Annotated in this window: 16 protein-coding genes and 2 pseudogenes; 10 read left to right on the top strand and 8 right to left on the bottom strand. The window is 70.5% G+C overall.

The genetic code is table 11. The features are described from left to right. Positions 1 to 3 precede the first annotated feature (3 nt). The 3 genes from AC5677_RS25130 to AC5677_RS25120 all read left to right on the top strand — a co-directional run bounded on the left by AC5677_RS25130 (position 4) and on the right by AC5677_RS25120 (position 1,784). The gene (locus AC5677_RS25130; protein ID WP_497190187.1) at positions 4 to 504 is read left to right on the top strand and encodes a hypothetical protein; all 501 of its coding nucleotides are present in this window, start codon (positions 4 to 6) and stop codon (positions 502 to 504) included. A 195-nt stretch (positions 505 to 699) separates the two neighbouring features. Then, a complete protein-coding gene (locus AC5677_RS25125; RefSeq protein WP_497190186.1) occupies positions 700 to 990 on the top strand; it encodes a hypothetical protein in 291 nt (96 codons plus the stop codon). 494 nt (positions 991 to 1,484) lie between these two features. After that, a complete protein-coding gene (locus tag AC5677_RS25120; protein ID WP_497190185.1) occupies positions 1,485 to 1,784 on the top strand; it encodes a hypothetical protein in 300 nt (99 codons plus the stop codon). Between the two features lie 620 nt (positions 1,785 to 2,404). Here the strand turns inward: AC5677_RS25120 and AC5677_RS25115 are convergent. The 3 genes from AC5677_RS25115 to ychF form a co-directional block, all read right to left on the bottom strand. Beyond that, the gene (locus AC5677_RS25115; protein WP_497190184.1) at positions 2,405 to 2,758 is read right to left on the bottom strand and encodes a hypothetical protein; all 354 of its coding nucleotides are present in this window, start codon (positions 2,756 to 2,758) and stop codon (positions 2,405 to 2,407) included. Positions 2,759 to 2,891: 133 nt separating this feature from the next. After that, the gene (locus tag AC5677_RS25110) at positions 2,892 to 3,482 is read right to left on the bottom strand and encodes a hypothetical protein (RefSeq protein ID WP_497190183.1); all 591 of its coding nucleotides are present in this window, start codon (positions 3,480 to 3,482) and stop codon (positions 2,892 to 2,894) included. A gap of 538 nt (positions 3,483 to 4,020) precedes the next feature. After that, positions 4,021 to 5,109, bottom strand: a complete 1,089-nt coding sequence (ychF, locus tag AC5677_RS25105; RefSeq protein WP_497190182.1) for a redox-regulated ATPase YchF — start codon at positions 5,107 to 5,109, stop codon at positions 4,021 to 4,023. A 426-nt stretch (positions 5,110 to 5,535) separates the two neighbouring features. Here ychF and AC5677_RS25100 point away from each other — a divergent pair. After that, positions 5,536 to 5,826: pseudogene (locus AC5677_RS25100) on the top strand (DUF6542 domain-containing protein); the annotation flags it as partial. 61 nt (positions 5,827 to 5,887) lie between these two features. Here AC5677_RS25100 and ppgK read toward each other — a convergent pair. Both ppgK and AC5677_RS25090 read right to left on the bottom strand, forming a co-directional pair. Next, positions 5,888 to 6,730 carry a polyphosphate--glucose phosphotransferase gene (gene ppgK, locus AC5677_RS25095; protein ID WP_497190181.1) on the bottom strand — a complete coding sequence of 281 codons (843 nt, stop codon included), beginning with the start codon at positions 6,728 to 6,730 and terminating at the stop codon, positions 5,888 to 5,890. A gap of 82 nt (positions 6,731 to 6,812) precedes the next feature. Next, positions 6,813 to 7,802 (bottom strand): 4-hydroxy-3-methylbut-2-enyl diphosphate reductase, encoded by a 990-nt coding sequence (locus AC5677_RS25090; protein ID WP_497190180.1) that lies wholly within the window; start codon positions 7,800 to 7,802, stop codon positions 6,813 to 6,815. Positions 7,803 to 7,875: 73 nt separating this feature from the next. Here AC5677_RS25090 and AC5677_RS25085 point away from each other — a divergent pair, with 73 nt between their 5' ends. The 4 genes from AC5677_RS25085 to AC5677_RS25070 all read left to right on the top strand — a co-directional run bounded on the left by AC5677_RS25085 (position 7,876) and on the right by AC5677_RS25070 (position 11,760). Then, entirely contained in the window at positions 7,876 to 9,348 is a 1,473-nt protein-coding gene (locus AC5677_RS25085) for an APC family permease (RefSeq protein WP_497190179.1), read from the top strand. A 47-nt stretch (positions 9,349 to 9,395) separates the two neighbouring features. After that, entirely contained in the window at positions 9,396 to 10,652 is a 1,257-nt protein-coding gene (gene xseA, locus AC5677_RS25080; RefSeq protein WP_497190178.1) for an exodeoxyribonuclease VII large subunit, read from the top strand. Between the two features lie 19 nt (positions 10,653 to 10,671). Beyond that, a complete protein-coding gene (locus AC5677_RS25075) occupies positions 10,672 to 10,965 on the top strand; it encodes an exodeoxyribonuclease VII small subunit (RefSeq protein WP_497190177.1) in 294 nt (97 codons plus the stop codon). 201 nt (positions 10,966 to 11,166) lie between these two features. After that, positions 11,167 to 11,760: a malonic semialdehyde reductase gene (locus tag AC5677_RS25070; protein WP_497190176.1), complete on the top strand. Its 594-nt coding sequence runs from the start codon at positions 11,167 to 11,169 to the stop codon at positions 11,758 to 11,760. A gap of 172 nt (positions 11,761 to 11,932) precedes the next feature. On the opposite strand, the gene AC5677_RS25065 is transcribed toward AC5677_RS25070, so the two are convergent. Beyond that, on the bottom strand, positions 11,933 to 12,469 hold the full coding sequence (locus AC5677_RS25065) for a DUF4245 domain-containing protein (protein WP_497196748.1): 537 nt from the start codon (positions 12,467 to 12,469) through the stop codon (positions 11,933 to 11,935). Positions 12,470 to 12,672: 203 nt separating this feature from the next. On the opposite strand from AC5677_RS25065, the gene glpX reads away from it, so the two are divergent. After that, positions 12,673 to 13,704, top strand: coding sequence for a class II fructose-bisphosphatase (gene glpX / locus AC5677_RS25060; RefSeq protein ID WP_497190175.1), 1,032 nt, complete (start codon positions 12,673 to 12,675; stop codon positions 13,702 to 13,704). 154 nt (positions 13,705 to 13,858) lie between these two features. Here glpX and AC5677_RS25055 read toward each other — a convergent pair whose 3' ends face one another. Continuing rightward, positions 13,859 to 14,221, bottom strand: coding sequence for a WhiB family transcriptional regulator (locus AC5677_RS25055; RefSeq protein WP_497190174.1), 363 nt, complete (start codon positions 14,219 to 14,221; stop codon positions 13,859 to 13,861). A gap of 430 nt (positions 14,222 to 14,651) precedes the next feature. Next, positions 14,652 to 15,284 (bottom strand): annotated as a pseudogene (locus tag AC5677_RS25050) (DUF1707 SHOCT-like domain-containing protein); the annotation flags it as partial. 274 nt (positions 15,285 to 15,558) lie between these two features. Between AC5677_RS25050 and AC5677_RS25045 the strand changes: the two are divergent. Further along, positions 15,559 to 17,229: a fumarate hydratase gene (locus AC5677_RS25045; RefSeq protein ID WP_497190173.1), complete on the top strand. Its 1,671-nt coding sequence runs from the start codon at positions 15,559 to 15,561 to the stop codon at positions 17,227 to 17,229. Positions 17,230 to 17,312 lie beyond the last annotated feature (83 nt).

Raw genomic sequence — 17,312 nt, 5'->3', positions numbered from 1 at the left:
TCCATGCGCAAGCTTCACCAGGTCGCGCTCGTCTTCGCGGCGGCAGGCGGCCTGTCCGCCATCGGTGCCGGCGTCGGCAATGCAGACGCTCCCATCGGGTACAGCGGCACCACCGGTTCGCAGCCGGACACCCCCCAGACCACCGCCTGGTCCGCTTCGCAGGCCACCTCGCACGCTTCCGGTTCGCAGCAGACCGGTCCGCAGCAGGGCGGCGCCCCGCAGCAGACCGCCCCGCAGGTCAACCCGCAGCTCAACCCTCAGATCAACCCGCAACTCTCCCCGCAGATCACACCGGATGCCGCCCCGCAGGCCTCCCCGCAGGGCGGTGGTCTGCAGGACCAGAACAACCTCTTCCGCCCGTACCAGGAGTGCAGCCCGCAGAACCTGCTGGACGCCAACCTCCCGATCGCCGTGCTCGCCGCCGCCGAGACGCGGGGCACCACGTGCACGCAGGCCAACAGCCAGACCAACAGCCAGACCAACGCGTTCGCCCACGCCAGGTAAGACCGCTGGGACAGCAGCGCCATGCACCGCATGCGGACGGGCCCGTCGAGGACGCACCTCGACGGGCCCGTCCGCATGCGGTCACGGAATTCGGCGCGTCGCTACGCGAGTTGCCCGATATTTCCTATTAGCCTCCTGTAACTGAACGAAGTCGATCGTTCACAGATCGCATCCGCCCAATCCAACGGAGATGAAATGCGCAAGCTTCGCAAGGCTGCAGTCGTGGCCGCCGTTCTCGGCAGCGTCGGCCTCCTCGGCGCCGGCACGGCCCACGCCGAGGGCGGCAAGTACGGCGGCGGGAAGGACGGCAACTTCACCATCCACCAGGGCAGCTCGTGCCGGTCGCACGACCTGAATGTCGACGTCCTCGGCGAGGTCGGCGTCCTCAACGGCCTGCTGGGCAACGCCCTTGGCGGCGAGGGCTCCCCGGGTGCGCAGGAGACCAGGATGGGCTCGTCCATGGGCTGCAACAACAGCGCCTTCTGAGCGCCGTTCAACGCCTGAACAGCCGGACCGGGTCCCGGCATCGAGCTCACGGCTCGATGCCGGGGCCTTTTTCGTGCCGTCGAAGCACCTCGCCCACAGGTGGCGTTGCGCCCGCAGCGCGCCGGGCAACGGTCAACGAGGGACGGAAGGGTGCAGATGGTGAGGTAGTGGGCAACAGGAGGACAAAGACATTAATGTGATGATTTCTCGCCTGCCGGAGGGGAAGACCACGAGGGTGGACGTCGACGACGACTGCGGCTTTCGCCGTTCGCGGGTAAGGGTGTTGGGCGGAGCGCCTGCGCCCGCCGCAGTCGACCGCCGCCCCGACTCGCCCGCGGTGCGGGGCATTTCGGAGCCGGCGCCACTTCGATTCAGGGACCTCAGGGAAATTCGGCGCGTCACCGTGTGATTGCAGGATATTTCGCATTAGCCTTTGGTGACCGTACGAAGCCGATCAATTACTGATCGCATCCGCTCAATCCAACGGAGAAGAAATGCGCAAGCTTCGCAAGGCCGCCGTCGTGATCGCCGCCCTTGGCAGCGTCGCCCTCCTCGGCGCCGGCACGGCCCACGCCGACGGCGGCAAGTACGGCGGCGGGAAGGAAAGCACCACGTTCGACATCAAGCAGGGCAGCTCCTGCAGATCGCACGACACGAACGTCGACATCCTCGGCGAGGTCGGCATCGCGAACGGTCTGGGCGGCAACCTGCTCGGCGGCGAGGGCTCCCCGGGCGCGCAGGACACCAAGATCGGCTCGAGCATGGGCTGCAACAACAGCGCCTTCGACAAGTGACGGAAATGGGCCCCGGTGTCCGAGCCACAGGCTCGGCGCCGCGGCCCATTCTTCTGCCCTTCGGCAGCGCCCGGTAGCGGGCGTCCGTCCGATTACCGGCCGGGACGAAAGGCCGCTGAACAGGACTCTCGGGGAGGCCCGGTCAGCGACCTGGAGGCCCGGCCAGGTCAGGCGGCCCCGGTACCGGGGATCCGCCACCTCCGGGGCGACGGCGAGGCTCTCCGCCGTCGCCCCGCGGCATGTCAGGACCTGGGCACCAACAGCCGTCGATGGCACATCAGTTGAAGGCCGCCGGACGGCACGGGGCACGTCGGACTCTCGCCACATACGAAAGCGCCGCCCGGGGAACGCCCGCACGGCCCGTCCGGTCGCTGTCGGTCGCGACCTCTCGCATTTCCTCCTGACGGTGCCGCGCGGGACGCGCGGCGCCGGTGCAACGCACGGGCCCCGGCGCGGGGCCCTTTGCGCTCCTCGACGGGAGCAGGAGCCCCGGCCGGGGCCGGAGATCGCGGAGGAGTGGTCACCCGTACAACCGCCGGAGCGCGGGGTGGTCCGCATCCTCGTGGAGCGGTGGTGCCGGACTCGGGATCAGCGCGGTCCGGCGATGCGATGCCCGGGGCTCAGAGCCCGATGTGGGGGAGCTTGAAGTGCTTGGGCAGGTGCGCCTTGTTGGAGCAATTCATGGCGGGCCCGATCTTCGTGGTCGCACCGACGCTGTTCAGCAGACCGCTTTCGGGCCAGAGCACGCGCTGCCGGGAAATCGTCGAGCAGTCCTTGGACTGCCGGATGATGTAGGTGCCGTTCTTGCTCTTGTAGACGTTCTGGCCCTTTTGGATGCAGACCCGGTTGCCGAGGGGGGAGCGGGTGCAGTCGCCCACAGGCCCTCCGGCGTACGCCTGGGTGACGCCGGCGCAGGTGATGGCGAGGCCGCCCAGGAGCCCCGAAAGGGCTGCGATCTTGTTCCGACTGAACATGTGGTGCGTTCCTTTGTGATCGGTGGCCGGGCGCCGTGCACCGCGAACAGGCCCGGCGCCCGGACCCTGACGAACATCGAAAAACGGGTCCCGGCGCCGGGCTTGTGGCCGCGACGCCGGGACCCCTTTTCCGTTACTTGGCGAGGGCGGTGTTGTTGCAGCCCATGCTCGAGCCCTGGCGGGTGCCCTGCTTGCCCGGGTGGCCCTCACCGTTGATCGCGTTGCCCAGCGCGCCGTTGAGGATCCCGACCGTCCCGAGGATGTTGACGTTCAGGTCGTGCGACCGGCAGGAGGTCTTCTGGCGGAGGTCGATGTGCTTCTCCTTCTTCTGCTCGTCCATGCCGGAGGCCTGCGGGGCCGGCTGCGCAGCCATGACCTGAGGCGCGGGCTGGGGAGCCGGCTGCGGAGCCATCACCTGAGGCGCGGGCTGCGGGGCCAGCACCTGCGGCGCGGGCTGGGGAGCCGGCTGCGGAGCCATGACCTGCGGTGCGGGCTGCTGCGGGGCCTGCGGCGCGACGGCCTGCGGGGCGATGTGCGGGGAGTACGGCGAGCCGCCCTGCGCGGTGGCTCCCGCAGCGGACTGCGAAGTCGCCCATGCAGTGGCCTGCGGACCATGGAACGAGCCCTGGAGCTCGGGAGCGTCGGCGAAACCGACGCCGGCACCGAGGGTGGACACACCGGCGACCGCTGCGACGACGACCGCGAGTTGCTGAATTTTGCGCATGGAACCGTTGACCCTTCATTACCTGTGCATGAAGCCCTGACGACTACTTAATGTGAGCATATACACACTAAAAGTAGGCATTCTGGGATTTCGCGCCCTTTGTGCCCGTGTCGGACCACGGTTGCAGCCTTTCGCAAGCCCGCGGCGGCCAAATGGAGTAGGGAAGTGCCGGGCACGCCCTGCGGGCCGTCCGGCGCCGCGAAAGCCCGTCGAGGACTCATATGACTTTCCCCCAGGCGGCATTGAGGGCACTGTCATCGGTGGTCCCTTCGCTGCTCTCTCCGAGAGGGCAACGAGAATTCCCCCCGGCCGGGTCACGGGAGCCGCTGCGCGGTCACCCGTTTGCCCGCCGAATCGGCTCAGGGAAGGGAAAGGAAACGGAAGCGGAAAGGGGGCCGCGCTTCAAAGGGCGCGACCCCGCTTCGGTTCGCGGGAAATCCAGGCCGTCCGGCGAACGAAAAGGGGCCGGCTCCCTTAAGAGCCGACCCCTCTGCACTGCGTGATTGCCACGTCGCCGACGTGGCGTGCGTTCATCCGCTCACACGTTGAAGCGGAACTCCACCACGTCCCCGTCCTGCATCACATACTCCTTGCCCTCCATGCGGGCCTTGCCCGCCGCGCGGGCGTCGGCGACCGAGCCGGTTTCGACCAGGTCGTCGAAGGAGATGACCTCGGCCTTGATGAAGCCCTTTTGGAAGTCGGTGTGGATGACGCCCGCGGCCTCGGGGGCGGTGGCGCCCTTCTTGATGGTCCAGGCGCGGGTTTCCTTGGGGCCGGCCGTCAGGTAGGTCTGCAGGCCGAGGGTGTTGAAGCCGACGTGGGCGAGGGTGGCGAGGCCGGGCTCGTCCTGGCCGACGGACTGGAGGAGTTCGAGGGCCTCGTCCTCGTCGAGTTCGGCGAGGTCCGCCTCGAGCTTGGCGTTGAGGAAGATCGCCTCGGCGGGGGCGACCAGGGCGCGCTGCTCGTTCTTGAAGTCCTCGTCGGTCAGCTCGTCCTCGTCGACGTTGAAGACGTAGAGGAACGGCTTGGTGGTGAGGAGGTGGAGGTCGTGGAGGAGCTCCTCCTTGCCGGAGCCCTGGACGATGCCCTGGGAGAAGAGGGTGTCGCCCTTCTCCAGGATCTCCTTGGCGGCCTCGACCGCCGCGACCTTCGGGGCCACGTCCTTCTTGATCCGGGACTCCTTCTGGAGGCGCGGCAGGACCTTCTCGATGGTCTGGAGGTCAGCCAGGATCAGCTCGGTGTTGATGGTCTCGATGTCGTCCTTGGGCGAGACCTTGCCGTCGACGTGGACGACGTTCTCGTCCTTGAAGGCGCGGATGACCTGGCAGATCGCGTCGGACTCGCGGATGTTCGCCAGGAACTTGTTGCCCAGGCCCTCGCCCTCGGAGGCGCCGCGGACGATGCCCGCGATGTCGACGAAGTCGACGGTGGCCGGGAGGATCTTCTGCGAGTCGAAGATCTCGGCCAGCTTGGCCAGACGGGCGTCGGGGACGCCGACGACACCGACGTTCGGCTCGATGGTGGCGAACGGGTAGTTGGCCGCCAGCACGTCGTTCTTGGTCAGGGCATTGAACATGGTCGACTTGCCGACATTCGGCAGACCGACGATTCCGATCGTGAGCGACACGGTGGCGACTCGACTTCCCAAGGGAGAGGTGGTGGGGTGGGCAGCCGTTCCGGGACCGGGTCCCGGGAGGGCCGATCCACCAGTCTACGGGGCGGGGCGCGGGCCGGCGGGCGGGTGGCCGCCCGGACCGGGAGCGGGACACCCCGCGCGTCCACCGAACGGACCGCCCGGCTCACCCAAAGCGCGTGTCCTGCGAGCAATTAATCCCACTTCGCGGCCTACCGTTGGCGAGTGGAGCAACACGAAGCGCGCAGGTACCAGCACAGTCCGTCCCGAAGCGGCCGGGCCACCGCGACGGGGCCCGACGCCCGGCTGCCGCGGCCCGCGGAGGCCACGGCGCCGCCGGTCGGCGAGACCGCGACCGTGTACCGCGTCCGGCCCCGGCGGCCACCACCGCCCGCCCCGCTGGCCAAGCTGCTGCGACGGATGCCGCGGCCCATGCTCACCGGCCTGGGCTGCTGGCTGCTGGCCACCCTCGCGCTGGTCGTCTTCGCGTTCCTGGACCGGCTGCTGTTCGGCGCCGCGCAGGCCCCGTACGGCGTGTTCTTCCTGCTGGTCAGCGCGTGTGCGTCGCTGTGGGTACGGCCGTACGACCTGATCGCCGCGCCGGTCGCCCTGCCGATCGCGTTCGCGCTGGGGGCGCTGCCGATCCAGCGGGGGCCGGACGGATTCGGCGGGATGCTGATGGGGATCTTCACGATCCTCGCGCTGAATGCGCCCTGGCTCTACGCCGGCACCCTGATCTGCGCGCTGGTGGCGCTGTTCCGCAAGGCGATGATCATCGGGCAGCGTCGGGCCAGCCGACCGGTGAGTCCACAGCCGATCGGGCCGATGGGGCGCGGGACGGGGCACCGTCCGCGCGAGGTGGCACAGCAGCCCGACCGGCATGGGCAGCCATCGCGGCGCCCACAATCCCCGCATTGTTCTGAAGCCGGGCCGGCACGATCTCGGCCCTGATGCCCTCGATGAGCGGCAGGAACTTGTCCGCCTTGCGGCTGACCCCGCCGCCGATCACGAACAGCTCGGGCGAGAAGAGCATCTCCACATGGGCGAGGTACTTGCGTACCCGGCGCGCCCAGTGCGGCCAGCTCAGCTCCGCGTCCTCCTTGGCTTTGGTCGAGGCGCGTGTCTCGGCGTCGTGGCCGTGCAGCTCCAGATGGCCGAGCTCGGTGTTGGGGACGAGCCGGCCGCCGTTGAAGACGGCGCTGCCGATGCCCGTGCCGAGGGTGAGCACGATGACCGTGCCGGTGCGGCCGCGGCCCGCGCCGTACTGCATCTCGGCGAGACCGGCCGCGTCGGCGTCGTTGAGCAGCGTGACCCGGGTGCCGTCGCCGAGCCGCCCGTTGAGCAGGGCCGCGGCGTCGAGGCCGATCCAGGCCTGGTCGACATTGGCCGCGGTACGGGTCGTGCCGCCGGTGACCACGCCCGGGAAGGTGGCGCCGACCGGTCCCGACCAGCCGAAGTGGTCCACGACCTGCCTGACGCAGTCCGCGACCGCCTCCGGGGTGGCCGGGTGCGGGGTCAGTACCTTGTAGCGCTCGTCGGCGAGATCGCCGCGGTCGAGATCCACCGGGGCACCCTTGATGCCCGATCCGCCGATGTCCACACCGAAGACCCTCATGGGAAAAGGCTAGGCGTGCGGGCGGCCGCTCACCCCTTGAATCGCGGTCGCGGCCGCTCGAATCGCGGGACCCCGGCCGCGCTCAGCCTTCGGTGGCCGCCCTGGCTTCGGCGCGCAGATCGCGGCGGAGTTCCTTGGGCAGCGAGAAGGTGATGGACTCCTCGGCGGCCTTGACGGTCTCGACGTCCTCGTAGCCGCGGGCGGCGAGCCAGTCCAGGACGCCGTGGACGAGGATGTCGGGGACCGAGGCGCCGGAGGTGACGCCGACCGTGCCGACGCCTTCGAGCCAGGCCTCGTCGATCTCCTCGGCGTAGTCGACCAGGTGGGCGTCGCGGGCGCCCGCGCCCAGCGCCACCTCGACCAGGCGGACGGAGTTCGAGGAGTTCTTGGAGCCGACGACGATGACGAGGTCGGCCTCGGCACCCATCTGCTTGACCGCGATCTGGCGGTTCTGGGTGGCGTAGCAGATGTCGTCGCTGGGCGGCGAGAGGAGGTTGGGGAAGCGGCCCTTGAGGGCGTCGACGGTCTCCATGGTCTCGTCGACGGAGAGGGTGGTCTGGGAGAGCCAGACGACCTTGTCGGGGTCGCGGACCTCGACGTTCTCGACGTCGCCGGGGCCGTCGACCAGGGTGATGTGGTCGGGCGCCTCGCCGCTGGTGCCGATGACCTCTTCGTGGCCCTCGTGGCCGATCAGGAGGATGTCGTAGTCCTCGTTGGCGAACCGTACGGCTTCCTTGTGGACCTTGGTGACCAGCGGGCAGGTGGCGTCGATGGTGGCGAGCTTGCCGCGCTTGGCCTCTTCGTGGACGACGGGGGCGACGCCGTGCGCGGAGAAGATGACGATGTTGCCCTCGGGCACCTCCTCCGTCTCATCGACGAAGATCGCGCCCTTCTTCTCCAGGGTCTTGACGACGTACTTGTTGTGCACGATCTCGTGGCGTACGTAGACCGGCGCGCCGTACTGCTCCAGGGCCTTCTCGACGGCGATCACGGCGCGGTCCACGCCCGCGCAGTAGCCACGGGGGGCGGCGAGCAGAACTTTGCGGCGGGGCGAGGAAGTCATGGGATCCATCGTAGGGCGTGCGTCGCCGCCGTCGGATCGCCCCGGGGGCCCACACTGGGCAAGGACGTACGAAGGAGGACGGATGCCAGGTGCGATCGGCCTCACCACGGGCAACGGGGCGGGCGGGAGCACGACCGGGGAGACCGGGGAACTGCGGCGGACGCTGACGTTCCGGGATCTGGTCGTCTACGGGTTGCTGTTCATCGCCCCGATGGCGCCGGTCGGGATCTTCGGCACCCTCCAGGCCAGGTCGCACGGCGCGGTCGTCCTCGTCTATGTCGTCGCGACCCTCGCGATGGCCTTCACGGCGTATTCCTACGCGCAGATGGTGCGGGTCGCGCCGGGGGCCGGGTCGGTCTATACGTACGCCCGGGTGGGGCTGGGTGAGGGGGCGGGGTTCGTCGCCGGGTGGATGGCGATGCTGGACTATCTGCTGATCCCGGCGGTGGCGTATCTCTTCTCCGGGATCGCGATGCATGCGCTGGTGCCGTCGGTGCACCAGTGGGTGTGGACGGCGCTCGCGGTGGCCGTCACGGCGCTGCTGAATCTGTGGGGTGTGCGGGTCGCGGCGGTCGTGGGGTTCGCGGTGCTGGCGCTGGAGATCGTGGTGCTGGCGGTGTTCGTGGTGGCGGCCGTGGTGGAGCTGGCCGTGCACGGTGCGCAGCGCGGCTGGGCGGTGCCGCTGACCGGGGAGGGCGGCTTCTCGGGCACTGCGGTGCTGTCGGCGGTGTCCGTGGCGGTGCTGTCCTACCTGGGCTTCGATGCGATCGCGTCGTTCGCGGAGGAGGCAAAAGATGCGCCGCGCGCCGGACGAAGTCCGGGGGAGCGTCCCGGGAAGGGTGGTGGTGGGCGACGGGAGGGCGGGGCGGAGCGGGTGGCGCGGGCGGTGCTCACATGCCTGGTGGTGGCCGGTGTGCTCTTCGCCGTGCAGACGTATCTGGCGGCGCTGCTCGCCCCGATGACGGCGGGCGAGCTGGCGGCGAGGCCCGGTGAGCAGGGCGCGGCCTTCTACGTGACGGTCGATGCGGCGGTCGGCGGGTGGCTGCACGACCTGGTGGCGGTGAGCAAGGCGGTCGGTGCGGCGTTCGCGGCGCTGGCGGGGCAGGCCGCGGCGGGGCGGCTGCTGTTCGCGATGGCGCGGGACCGGCGGCTGCCAGGGGCGATGGCGAAGGTGGACGCGGGCAGCGGGGTGCCGCGGCGGGCGCTGCTGGGCGCGGCCGTGGTGACGCTGGTGGCGGCGGTGTGGGCGGCGCGCCGGGACGACGGGCTCGACCGGCTGTCGTCGGTCGTGAACGTCGGGGCGCTGACCGCGTTCGCGCTGCTGCACGCCTCGGTGATCGGCTGGTTCCTGGTGCGGGGGCGGGGGCGGGCCGGGGCGCCGGACGTGCTGCGGCACGGGGTGGTGCCGCTGTTGGGGCTGGCGGTGGTGGTCGCGGTGATCGTGGAGGCGTCAGCGACGGCTCGGGCCGTGGGCGGGATCTGGCTGGCGGTGGGGCTGGTGGTGCTGGCGGTGCAGTACGGGGGCCGGGCGCGGGCCCGCACGGCGCGGGACTGACCGCCGCCGGACCGGCACTGTCAGTGGCCGCCGCTACTCTCGCTCGTATGGCTGTCTCAACGTCTGCGGAAACGCCGATCCCGGTCGGCGAGGTGTCCCGGCTCATCGGCGGCTGGGTCGACCGCCTCGGCGCCGTCTGGGTCGAGGGTCAGATCACCCAGCTCTCGCGGCGGCCCGGCGCGGGGGTGGTGTTTCTGACGCTGCGCGATCCCTCGTACGACATCTCGCTGAGCGTGACGTGCTACCGCCAGGTCTTCGACAAGGTGGCCGACGTGATCAGCGAGGGCGCCCGGGTGGTGGTGCACGCCAAGCCGGAGTGGTACGCCCCGCGCGGCCAGCTGTCGCTGCGGGCCGCCGAGATCCGGCCCGTCGGGGTCGGTGAACTCCTCGCCCGGCTGGAGCAGTTGAAGAAGTCGCTGGCGGCGGAGGGGCTGTTCGCGGCGGACCGCAAGAAGCCGCTGCCGTTCCTGCCGCAGCTGATCGGGCTGGTCTGCGGCCGGGCCAGCGCCGCCGAGCGTGACGTCCTGGAGAACGCCCGGCACCGCTGGCCGGCCGTCCGCTTCGAGGTGCGCAATGTGCCGGTGCAGGGCGTGCATGCGGTGCCGAAGGTGATCGAGGCGGTGCAGGAGCTCGATGCGCTGCCCGAGGTGGACGTGATCATCGTGGCGCGCGGCGGCGGCAGCGTGGAGGATCTGCTGCCGTTCTCCGACGAGCAGCTGGTGCGCGCGGTGGGCGCGGCCCGTACGCCGGTCGTCTCGGCGATCGGTCATGAGCCGGACACCCCGCTGCTGGATCTGGTCGCCGATCTGCGGGCGTCGACGCCCACGGACGCGGCGAAGAAGGTCGTCCCGGACGTGGGCGAGGAGCTGGCCCGGGTGCGGCAGCTGCGGGAGCGGGCGCTGCGGGCGGTCGGCGGGCTCGTGGAGCGGGAGGAGCGGGGGCTGGCGGCGGCGCTGCAGCGGCCGTCGATGCAGCGGCCGCAGCGCATGGTCGAGGAGCGCGAGGAGCAGATCACCGCGCTGCTGGAGCGCGGGCGGCGGACGCTGGGGCATCTGCTGGACCGCGCCGACTCGGAGCTGGCGCACACCCTGGCGCGGGTGGTCGCGCTCTCCCCCAAGGCGACGCTGGAGCGCGGCTATGCGGTGCTGCAGAAGGCGGACGGGACGGCGGTGCGCTCGCCGCAGGAGGTGGGCGCGGACGATGCACTGCGCGCCAGGGTGGCCGAGGGCGAATTCCGGGTGCGGGTGACGGGCGTCCCGGACGTCGTCGCCACCGCGGCGGACAGTGACGCAACGGACTCATAGGGTGGGAGACAGGAAAGACATGGCGAAGACGAAGACGGCGACGACGGACGGCGTGGTGGACGGCATGACGGACGCCGAACGGGGCACGGAGGCCGGGGCGGAGCCCGAGGTGGCATCCGTGCTCGGTTACGAGCAGGCGCGGGACGAGCTGATCGAGGTCGTCCGCAGCCTGGAGGCGGGCGGCACGACGCTCGAGGAGTCGCTGGCGCTGTGGGAGCGCGGCGAGGAGCTGGCGAAGGTCTGCCGCCACTGGCTGGAGGGCGCGCGGGCCCGGCTGGACGCGGCGCTGGCGGAGTCGCCGGGGGACGCGTAGCGGCGGAGCTGCGGGGGGCAGCGGGGAGCAGGGAGCGGGCGGCGGACGGCCGGGCCCGCGCAGGGGATGCCTGCCGCCCTGGAGCGCCACATGTGAACCCGATCACAATCCACAAAGTTTTAGTTGAAAGTTAACCTATCCCCTTTACAGTGGTTTCCGCAGACCTGATGAAAGCCCAGCCGACCCAACCGAGGTGCCCTTATGTCTCTCGCCCTTGACGCCGCCGCTCAGGACCTCCTGTTCCGCGAGGCCCAGACCGCCAACACGTTCACGGACGAGCCGGTCACCGACGAGCAGATCCAGGCCATTTACGACCTGGTCAAGTACGCCCCGACCGCCTTCAACCAGTCGCCGCTGCGGATCACCCTGGTCCGTTCCGAGGAGGCCCGGCAGCGCCTGGTCAACCACGCCATGGGCGCCAACGGCCCGAAGACGCTGGCCGCGCCGCTGACCCTGATCCTCTCCGTCGACCTGGACTTCCACGAGAAGCTGCCGCAGCTCTTCCCGCACGCCCCGGGCATCAAGGACACCTTCTTCGCCGAGGCCGCGGTCCGCGAGGTCGCCGGCACCCAGAACGCCACCCTGCAGGCCGGTTACCTGATCCTCGGCATCCGCGCCGCCGGCCTGGCCGCCGGCCCGATGACCGGCTTCGACTTCACCGGCGTCGACAAGGACTTCTTCGGCGACGGCAAGCAGAAGTCCTTCCTGGCCATCAACGTCGGCAAGCCCGGCGCCGACGCCTTCTTCCCCCGCTCCCCGCGCCTGACCTTCGACGAGGCCGTCGCCACGGTCTGAGCGCCGTGACGCGCCGCTCCGGAGACGCGCTCCCGTAGCGCGCCTCCGCGGCGCGACGCCGCAGCACACGAAGAGGCCGCCGCACCCCGACCGGGTGCGGCGGCCTCTTGCTGCTCTCGCTGCCTTGGTGTCCCTTACGCGTGCACCGGGGCCCTGGGCCCTCGGCCCGCCCTCAGCCCTTCTTCGCCACCAGGGCGGCGGCCAGATCCGCGAGCCGGCCGTACGGCGCCGTCCCCGTGATCACCGTGGTCACCCCGGGGTCCCGGCGCACCAGCGCCCGGTATCGGTCGCCCTTGTAGCGGTCCCACTTCTTGCTGCCGACGGCCTGCTTGCCCTCGACCTTGGCCGCGCCGAGCGTGACCTCCTGGATGAACTTCTTCGCGGGCGCGTCGCTCTGCTCGACGGCCGCGTACTGCTGCTCCGGATCCAGCAGGCCCAGATGCCAGGCGCCGCCCTTGCCGTCGTCGCTCGCCTTGTACGAGACGGAGGTGGCACGCCAGGTCTTCGGCAGGCCCTGGGGCGCGGCGACCGGATACGGCGCGGCCCGCCGGGCGGTCGCGACCTCGACCCGGTAATCGACCGTTTTGACCGCTTGATTCTCGGCGCCCCGGCTGTCGTCGTGCGGAATGAAGATATAGACCGCCGCCACCACGACACCGATCACCGCCAGCGACAGGATCATGTCCCGCACCGTTTGCCTGCCTCGCATACCTGCCACGCCCCTATCGTCCCCTATGGCCGCGGCGATCCGGACAGGCCCCCCGGTCATGGCCGCTACCTGCACACATGCCAGGTTCTGGGCATCCTTGACGCCGCTCATGCGAAGGGCCCTCTGCTCATTTAGGCGACGTACGGATAAAGTCGTACCACCCTCATCCTTCACGGCCGTCGCCGTACAGAAAGGTGCGCTCGATGACCGAGCATCATCTCCCGTCCCAACTCGAGGTCAGCCCCGAGGCCCCGGACCGCAACCTCGCCCTGGAACTCGTCCGGGTCACCGAGGCCGGTGCCATGGCGTCGGGCCGCTGGGTGGGCCGAGGTGACAAGAACGGCGCGGACGGTGCCGCGGTCAAGGCCATGCGCGCCCTGATCCACACCGTCTCGATGAACGGCGTCGTGGTCATCGGGGAGGGCGAGAAGGACCACGCCCCGATGCTCTACAACGGCGAGCGCGTCGGCGACGGGACCGGCCCGGAGTGCGATGTGGCCGTGGACCCGGTGGACGGCACGACCCTGACCGCCAAGGGCATGGCGAACGCCGTCTCCGTGATGGCGGTCGCCGAGCGCGGCTCGATGTTCGACCCGTCCGCGGTCTTCTACATGGACAAGCTCGCCACGGGCCCGGAGGCGGCGGACTTCGTCGACATCACGGCGCCGGTGGCGGTGAACATCAAGCGGATCGCCAAGGCGAAGAAGTCCGCCGTCGAGGACGTCACCGTCGTCATCCTGGACCGGCCGCGCCACGAGGGCCTGGTCAAGGAGGTCCGCGAGGCCGGCGCCCGGATCAAGTTCATCTCCGACGGCGATGTCGCCGGCGCGATCATGGCGGCCCGCGAGGGCACCGGCGTGGACCTGCTGCTGGGCATCGGCGGCACCCCCGAGGGCATCATCACGGCCTGCGCCATGAAGTGTCTGGGCGGCACGCTGCAGGCCAAGCTGTGGCCCAAGGACGACGAGGAGCGGCAGCGCGCGCTGGACGCCGGCCACGACCTCGACAAGGTGCTCCAGATCGACGACCTGGTCCGCAGCGACAACGTCTTCTTCGTCGCCACCGGCATCACCGACGGCGAGCTGCTGCGCGGCGTGCGCTACCGCGCCGAGACCGCCTACACCCAGTCGCTGGTGATGCGCTCCAAGTCCGGCACGATCCGCCAGATCGACTCCCAGCACCGTCTGTCGAAGCTGCGCGCGTACAGCTCGGTGGACTTCGAGCGCCCCAGCTAGGGCGCGCCCCGGCAGCGGTCCGCCCGCCGCCCCACGCGTCGCACCACCACGTCGCCCCCGCCGGAGATCCTCCGGCGGGGGCGACGTGGTGGTGCGGGTGCCTGAACGGGGTGCGAGCCGAAGCCGTCCTCCCGGCCGAGCCTGCCGCCGGGGCTCAGCCGGCCGCCGGCATCCGGGCCGCGTGCTGGAGCTCGGACTCCCGGCGCCGGCGGCGGGCCAGGACGACCCGGCGCTCGGCCGCCGTCAGCCCGCCCCAGACGCCGTACGGCTCCGGCTGGAGCAGCGCATGCTCCCGGCACTCGACCATCACGGGACAGCGGGCGCACACCCGCTTCGCGGCTTCCTCCCTGGCCAGCCGCGCGGCGGTCGGCTCCTTGGACGGGGCGAAGAACAGCCCGGCTTCATCCCGGCGGCACACCGCCTCCGAATGCCAGGGGCCGGCCTCGTCGCGAGCAGCGGGCACTCGCTGGGACGGAACGACAGCGGCATTCTGCAGGGGCTGATGCGGTAGCAGCACGGTCTACTCCTGACGACGGCTTCGGCGAAGAATTCACCCTTGCCCGTCTCGCTGCGCACGGCTTTTCGCACCCCGCAGCCGTACGAGAGACGATGCACCAGCCCTACCCGCTGTACGTACTCTTATGCACACCGTGGCGATCGTGCGGAAACCCGAAGAACGGAAACCCGAAAAGCGGCCCCGGCTCGGCAACCCGCCCTCGGAGCCGCCGGCCTCCCTCCCGGCCGTCTCAGTCGCCGAACCCCTTGCGGAACCGGTCCCGCCGCTCCTGGCGCTCGAACCGCCGCCGCTCATGCCGCTCGTGGCGCTCCTTCCGCATCCGCTCATGGAGTTCGATGCGCTCCTCGAGCAGCCGGGCATGCCGGTCGAGCCGCTCGTCGATCCGGTCCTGCCGCTCCTCGCGCAGCCGCTCATGGCGGTCGTGCCGGTCCTCGCGCAGCCGGCTGCGCAGATCGCGGATCCAGGCGCCGCGCTTCGGCCGGGCCTCCACACTGCCCAGCACCGCGAAGCCGTTGATCTGCACCTGCGGGGCGTCCCCGTCGTCCGCCTCGTGCGTCTCGATCTCGAAGGAGCCCAGCACGCCGGAGCCGCTGCTGCGCAGCGTGACGTTCTCCGGGACCCGGATCTCCACGCTCCCGAAGAGCGCGGTGACATTGATCTGCACCTGCTGCTGCGGGAACATCGCCTCGGTCAGATCGATCTCCACGCTCCCGAAGATCGCCACGGCGTTGATCCGCCCCGGGACCCGCCAGCGCCCCTTGCGCGCGGAGGCGCTGAAGATCGCGACCAGATTCTGGTCCGGCAGCGCGGCGGCGGGACCGTACGTCTGCGCCTCCGGCGCGGACCGGGTGCGGCCGGCGCCGTCGGCCTTGGGCAGGTCCCGCAGGACGGGCTCCAGCTCACCCATGGTCTTGGCGCGGTAGACCACGTCGATCCGCTCGGCGTGCTCCTCGGCGTCCAGCCGGCCCTCCGCCAGCGCCTCGCGCAGGATCTCCGCGACCCGGTCGCGGTCCGCGTCGGACGCGCGGATCTCCGCCTCGGCCACCGGCTTGGTCAGATTCACCGCCTGCCCGTCGCGGTCGTCCTGCTTCTGAAGCGTTCCGGGCGGGGTCTCGGGGCCCGGTCGTCCCCCGTTGTCTGAAGCGTCCACGACACCAGCGTAGCGAAACGCGATAGATCGCGACTAGCCCCACGCGGACGCGCAGCGCGGCCGGGTAAGCCCGGCGCCCCGGCACTGAGCCCTACCTCACAGCCCCGCCGTTCCGCCAGGGTTCTACGCTGTTGGGGCGCTGCCGTAGACGCCAGCCGGACCCCTCCGAGTAAGGAATCATCCCCAAATGCCGGAATTCGCCTATACCGACCTGCTGCCCACCGGTGAGGACAACACCCCCTACCGCCTGGTCACTTCGGAGGGTGTGAGCACCTTCGAGGCCGACGGCCGCACGTTCCTCAAGGTCGAGCCGGAGGCGCTGCGCAAGCTGGCCGCCGAGGCGATGCACGACATCTCGCACTATCTGCGCCCGGCGCACCTCGCCCAGCTCCGGAAGATCCTCGACGACCCCGAGGCCAGCGCGAACGACCGCTTCGTCGCGCTGGACCTGCTGAAGAACGCCAACATCGCGGCGGCGGGTGTGCTGCCGATGTGCCAGGACACCGGCACGGCGATCGTGATGGGCAAGCGCGGCCAGAACGTCCTGACCTCGGGCCGGGACGAGGAAGCGCTCTCCCGCGGCATCTACGACGCCTACACCGAGCTCAATCTGCGCTACTCGCAGATGGCCCCGCTGACGATGTGGGACGAGAAGAACACCGGCTCCAACCTCCCGGCGCAGATCGAGCTGTACGCGACCGACGGCGGCGCCTACAAGTTCCTCTTCATGGCCAAGGGCGGCGGCTCGGCCAACAAGTCGTTCCTCTTCCAGGAGACCAAGGCGGTCCTCAACGAGGCCTCCATGATGAAGTTCCTGGAGCAGAAGATCCGCTCGCTGGGCACCGCGGCCTGCCCCCCGTACCACCTGGCGATCGTGGTCGGCGGTACGAGCGCCGAGTACGCGCTGAAGACCGCCAAGTACGCGTCCGCGCACTACCTGGACGAGCTGCCGACCGAGGGTTCGCCCACCGGCCACGGCTTCCGCGACAAGGAGCTGGAGGACAAGGTCTTCGAGCTGACGCAGAAGATCGGCATCGGCGCGCAGTTCGGCGGCAAGTACTTCTGCCACGACGTCCGGGTGGTGCGCCTGCCGCGGCACGGCGCCTCCTGCCCGGTGGCGATCGCCGTCTCCTGCTCCGCGGACCGCCAGGCCGTCGCGAAGATCACCGCCGAGGGCGTCTTCCTGGAGCAGCTGGAGACCGACCCGGCGCGCTTCCTGCCGGACACCACCGACGAGCAGCTGACCGAGGGCGCGGGCCCGGACCTGGACGCGGTCGCGATCGACCTCAACCGTCCGATGGACGACGTCCTGGCCGAGCTGACCCGGCACCCGGTCAAGACCCGGCTCTCCCTGACCGGCACGCTGGTCGTCGCCCGCGACATCGCCCACGCGAAGATCAAGGAGCGCCTGGACGCCGGCGAGGAGATGCCGGAGTACCTCAAGAACCACCCGGTGTACTACGCGGGCCCGGCCAAGACCCCCGAGGGCTATGCGTCCGGTTCGTTCGGCCCGACGACGGCGGGCCGGATGGACGCCTACGTCGAGCAGTTCCAGGCGGCCGGCGGCTCGAAGGTCATGCTCGCCAAGGGCAACCGCTCCCAGCAGGTCACCGACGCGTGCCATGCGCACGGCGGCTTCTACCTCGGCTCCATCGGCGGTCCGGCCGCCCGCCTGGCGCAGGACTGCATCAAGAAGGTCGAGGTGCTCGAGTACGAGGAGCTCGGCATGGAGGCCGTCTGGCGGATCGAGGTCGAGGACTTCCCGGCCTTCATCGTCGTCGACGACAAGGGCAACGACTTCTTCCAGGACCCGGCGCCGGCGCCGACGTTCACCAGCATTCCGGTGCGGCAGGCGTAGCGCGTCACCAGCACACCGGGCCGGCGGCCCTCATCCACGCGGAGTGGATGGGGGCCGTCGCCATGGCATCGCCCCGGCCTGGT

Source organism: Streptomyces sp. JLSY215, from assembly GCF_059682825.1.
Note: the sequence above shows the minus strand (reverse complement) of the source record. Positions and strands in the feature narration are given on the sequence as shown.